The organism is Streptococcus sp. HMSC074B11 (assembly GCF_001808705.1).
GTDB lineage: Bacteria > Bacillota > Bacilli > Lactobacillales > Streptococcaceae > Streptococcus.
Genome location: NZ_KV794231.1, coordinates 1 through 3490, shown reverse-complemented (window position 1 = coordinate 3490; position 3490 = coordinate 1). Strand labels below are relative to the sequence as shown.

Annotated in this window: 2 protein-coding genes; both read left to right on the top strand. The window is 35.4% G+C overall.

All coding sequences use genetic code 11. From position 1 onward, the window contains the following. A partial coding sequence (locus HMPREF2619_RS01240; protein WP_148130347.1) for an SspB-related isopeptide-forming adhesin occupies positions 1 to 1206 on the top strand: 1206 nt, incomplete at its 5' end. A 286-nt stretch (positions 1207 to 1492) separates the two neighbouring features. Continuing rightward, positions 1493 to 3490: Cna B-type domain-containing protein (locus HMPREF2619_RS01235; RefSeq protein WP_070458391.1), on the top strand; the 1998-nt coding region annotated here is incomplete at its 3' end.

The window sequence follows — 3490 nt, the reverse complement described above, 5'->3', positions numbered from 1 at the left end:
GAATTCAACAATACTGTTCGTCCTCCAGAAACTCCTGAGTTCAATCCAGAGAAATATATTCTTAATGAAGAGAAATTTGATATCACTGGAAATAAACTCCTTGATGATGATAAAGAGTTGACTGATAAAGTAGCTGATACCAACAAAGATCCATACGTGGACAAAGTTGATAATAATGAAAAGCAAAATATCAATACTCAAACACTCCATAAGGGTGATAAGGTTGTTTACCAAGTATGGTTAGATACAACTAAATTCACTGAAGCTCACAATATTCAATCTGTTGGTATTACAGATAAATATGATAGCGAAAACTTGGATGTTAACGTATCTGAAATTAAGGCTTATGATTCAGTAACTGGTGAAGATGTAACAGCTAAGTTTGATATCTCAATTGTGGATGGTGTCATTACTGCTACATCTAAGGCTGACTTGACTAAGTCACTTGGAGATGCAGAAAATACTCAAGTAATCGACACTGCTAAATTAGCATTTGGACGTTACTACAAGTTTGATATTCCAGCACGTATCAAGGGAACTGCTAAAGAAGGTGTAGATATTGAAAATACAGCTTCTCAAATTGTTCACCAATATGATCCAACTAAGAAATCAGTTGAAAAACCAGAAAAACCAACTGAGAAACGTGTTGTTAATATCCCAGTGAAAGTTGAATTCAACTTCACGAAGAAATTGGAAGGTCGTGCGTTGAAAGCTGGTGAATTCAGCTTCGTATTGAAAGACAAAGATGGTAACGTGATTGAAACCGTAAGCAATGATGCTGAAGGTAAGATCAAGTTCTCAGCTCTTGAATTCAAACGTGGTCAAGAAGGTACTTATATCTATCATGTAGAAGAAGTGAAAGGTACAGAGGCTGGAGTTGAGTACGATAAGATGGTAGCGACTGTTGGAGTTACTGTAACTAAGGATGGTAAAGTGTTGACTCTTACTTCACAAATGCCTGAAGATACTGAGTTTAACAACAAGGTAACACCGCCAACACCACCAACACCGCCAACACCGCCAACACCGCCAACACCACCAACACCACCAACACCAGTAACACCACCAACACCAGAAAAACCTAAAGGTCCTGAGTTGCCAAACACTGGTGAACAATCTAAATCTGGAATTGCTGCACTTGGTGCTGCACTTGGTCTTGTAGGTCTAGGTTTGGTTGCGAAACGCAAAAAAGAAGATGAAGCTTAACATTTCTAGTTTTCTAGAATGATTCAAGATTTGTCTTTGAATATCTAAACAAAAGATATTCTAAAGTTGGTGATACATTTATTAAATAAGTGTATGTAATCGCAAGAAGAGAGGTTAATGCCTCTCTTTTTTGTTTTTATAATTGATTTAAGAAACCGAAAACTTTGAATAAATATAAAACTTTAAAATTAATTAAACAAATGGTCAGTAAATGTACATTTTTTAAATAAGTATGGTATAATTTGATTAGATAATCAAATGTTTTCTAATCGTAAAGGAGGTTATTATGAAGCATAAATTGTCTAGATGTTTAACATTTTTTTTAATGTTTTTGCTAATAGGATTATCAATAGTTAAATTAGCAAAAATAGTTCAAGCAGATTCGGTGACGGGTTATAATCTTGATACTAAGATTGTTCATGAGAGATCTGGTCTTGAATTGGGTGATGATGTGGAAGTTATTGCTGGGGAACGTTTAATCGCAACTTATCAATTAACTTTTCCAGATAGTCAGAGTATCTCTGAGAATGATCAATTGATTTTAGATATTCCTAGAGAGCTCAGATTGATTACAAATTTGACCTTTGACGTTACAAATAGTAAGGGCACGAAGGTTGGTATTGCTCAAACAGATCCTAGTACAGGAAAAGTTACGGTAACTTTTACAGATTATTTTGCTAAGAGGCCTGAGAATAAAGAGCTTTCTTTACAGTTTAATTTAACTATTAATCGAGAAGTCATTAAGGAGAGTCAACCAGTTACTGTTACCATTGGTCATAAGACTTATAGTTTCAAGTACAAACAAGATAGTGGTGAAGCAGGCGACTATGAAATGAAATACGGTTTTCAAGATGATACAGATCCAAGTATTATTAAGTGGCGTATTCTCTTGAATGCCAATCAAGATATGATTCGTGGGATGACAATTACGGATACTTTTGGTAATGGACAAACCTTAATTCCTGAGTCATTTAGAGCTGTTCGTTATGATACACAACCTACAAAAATTCGTAATGAGGCTCATATTCTTACGTTAGAGCCATCAGATAACTTTTCAAACAAGGCAGTATTCACTAAAAATGCTCAAGGAGGAATCACAGGCTTTACGATTCCATTTGGAGATAACTATCATTGGGCAATGTATATTGAATACTCTACTAAATTACCAGATGGAGTTCCTGCAGGTTCATTAGTATCGAATAATTTGGCATGGTCTGCCACAAATTTTAAGACACGTAGTATGGTACGTGAAGTCCGTCTAGAGTCAGGATCAGGTTTTGGTAACGCAGAAAAATCAGAATCAGTTATCTTAAAGGCTCACAAAACTTTAAAAGGGAAAACACTAGAAAAAGATCAGTTTAACTTTGCACTTTATGATGCTGCAAACCCTAGTGAACCTCTTCAAATTGTTAAAAATGCTGAAGATGGAAGTGTAACCTTCAATGCGATTAAGTATAAAAAAGAAGGAGTTTACAACTATATCATTCGTGAAGTTATTCCTGAAAGCACTGATAATTACGATTATGATAGTCATGAACTAAAGGTTACTGTAACAGTAACGGATGATGATGGTATCAAAATGGGAACAGTGTCTTACGGTGAAGAGGAAACTACATTTACCAATACTTATCGAGGAACTACAAGTATAAAAGGTAAGAAAATTTGGAATGATACAGATAACAAAGCTGGCATTCGTCCAGATGCTATAACTGTTCGTCTTTTAGCTAACGGTAAAGAAGTAGCAAGTAAATCTGTTAAATCAGAAGATAATTGGAACTTTACATTTGATCAGCTACCTGAAAATGATGCTGAAGGAAATGCAATTGTTTATACTGTAGCAGAAGACAAAGTTGAGGGGTATACGACAGAAATAGATCAGACAAATCATATCATCACTAATACACATATCCCTAATATTCCTGATACTCCTGAAGTGACAGAATTAAAAGTCAGCAAGCTTTGGGATGATGCTGATAATAAAGCAGGAAAACGCCCAAGTAGCATTAAGGTACAACTCTATGCTGATGGAAGTAAAGTATGGCAAGAAGTTATTTTGAACGAAGATAATAATTGGACTCATACTTTTACAAATCTTCCGAAATATTTAGCAGGAAAAATGATTAGCTATACAATTAGTGAAGTCAATGTTCCTGAGGGATATGTATCAAAAACAGTTCGAGATAATGAAACGAACCTAGTTTTGATTAATACCTATCAACCACCAATACCTCCAGGTCCAGTAACGCCTCCAGGCCCAGTAACACCTCCAGGTCCAGTAACACCT